1 protein-coding gene and 2 pseudogenes are annotated in these 1,298 nt (G+C 57.7%); all 3 read left to right on the top strand.

Going from position 1 to position 1,298, the window contains the following annotated elements; genetic code table 11:
• A pseudogene (locus AC1DLB_RS30230) lies at window positions 1-461 on the top strand (molecular chaperone); the annotation flags it as partial.
• Between the two features lie 3 nt (window positions 462-464).
• Window positions 465-965 carry a CS1 type fimbrial major subunit gene (locus AC1DLB_RS30225; RefSeq protein ID WP_457327279.1) on the top strand — a complete coding sequence of 167 codons (501 nt, stop codon included), beginning with the start codon at window positions 465-467 and terminating at the stop codon, window positions 963-965.
• 24 nt (window positions 966-989) lie between these two features.
• Window positions 990-1,298 (top strand): annotated as a pseudogene (locus AC1DLB_RS30220) (hypothetical protein); the annotation flags it as partial.

Raw genomic sequence — 1,298 nt, 5'->3', positions numbered from 1 at the left:
TGCCTGCCAATGGCATGCAGGGCACCCGTCTGCTGTTCATGGGCGAACGGGACAGGGAGCGTTATTTCCGGGTGCGATTCGTACCCGTGGTGCCGGAGAAGGAGGACGAATTCGCGGTGTCCGGCGAAGAGCGGGAGGACTACAAAAAATCCCTGTCGGCCGGGGTCACCGTACTGGCAGGTTATGGCGCGGTGTTTTTCGTAYGGCCAAAGGAAACACGCTTCGACAGTGCGATTGAAAACAACACAGGCACGTATCGGATCCGCAACAACGGCAACAGCGTGGTGGTGGTCGATGAGTTCAAGGATTGTTCGGTTAAAAACGAGCAGGACTGCCAGCCCACCACTAAGCATCACATCCTCGCGGGCCGTACCTTTGAGTTCGAAAAACAGGCCGGTCGCGAATATCGCTTCACCCTGGTTGAAGGTGAACGCAGTAAAAAACTGGACGTGAAGGGATAACCCATGAGCAGGAAGCTGACCCAGGTCTTTTTGTCGGTTGTCGCGATGTGGACGAGCGCTGATGTCTTCGCCGCCCGGGAAGAGCACACCTTCGAAGTGTTCGTGACGATTCCGACCCAGGCGTTTTATGTCATTCCATCGGACCCAGGGTGGATCCATCGCGAACAGCAACTGCCCTGGAACTTGACGTCGTCGACACTGGGTGGCTTGCGCAAGTACTTCGATGTGAAGAACGAAGCGGGCTCGATCGAGGCGCGGCTGGAAGGCCGACCGTATCTGTCCAACGGCACCGACGCCCATGACATTGCCTTGCGGGTGCTGTTCAACGGCAAACAGTTGAGCGAGCACGAGAGCAGCGAGGTGGTGTCCATGGCCGAGGCCGCGCCTGGTAAACGCGTGGTGCTGGAAATCCTCCCGATGCCGCCTGCCGATGGGGTTTACAAGCCCGGCAATTACTTTGGCAGCGTCAACATGATCTTCAACGCGGTGATGCCGGATGCCTGATACCGATTGTGTGGGGCGCAAGGGATGATTCGTTTTCAAGCGTTACAACCATGGGCGGGCGCAATGGCCGTGCTCCTGGGATCGCTGTCATCGGTCTGGGCGCAGGAGGTACAAATTCAAGCCTCGTTCAAGCCGGACTCGGCGAATTCGCAACGTAACCAATTCCTGAATGACACCCCTCCCAGTGGTTACTGCGCCAGCTATCCCAGCGAATGCCGGGACAATGCGATGTTCAGTCTGCGGGTGCCTATTGAGTTCGACTCCAGCGGACCAATCGTGGCCAATCATGGTGATGCCCGGCAAGGCGCGATGATCAAGGTCCCGGCACAATGG

It is taken from the genome of Pseudomonas sp. 05N434, assembly GCF_056396965.1.
This window is presented reverse-complemented; position numbering and strand designations above follow the sequence as displayed.

Coding starts and splice junctions, on each gene's coding strand:
- AC1DLB_RS30225 (WP_457327279.1), top strand. CDS start 465: ATGAGCAGGAAGCTGACCCAGGTCTTTTTGTCGGTTGTCGCGATGTGG.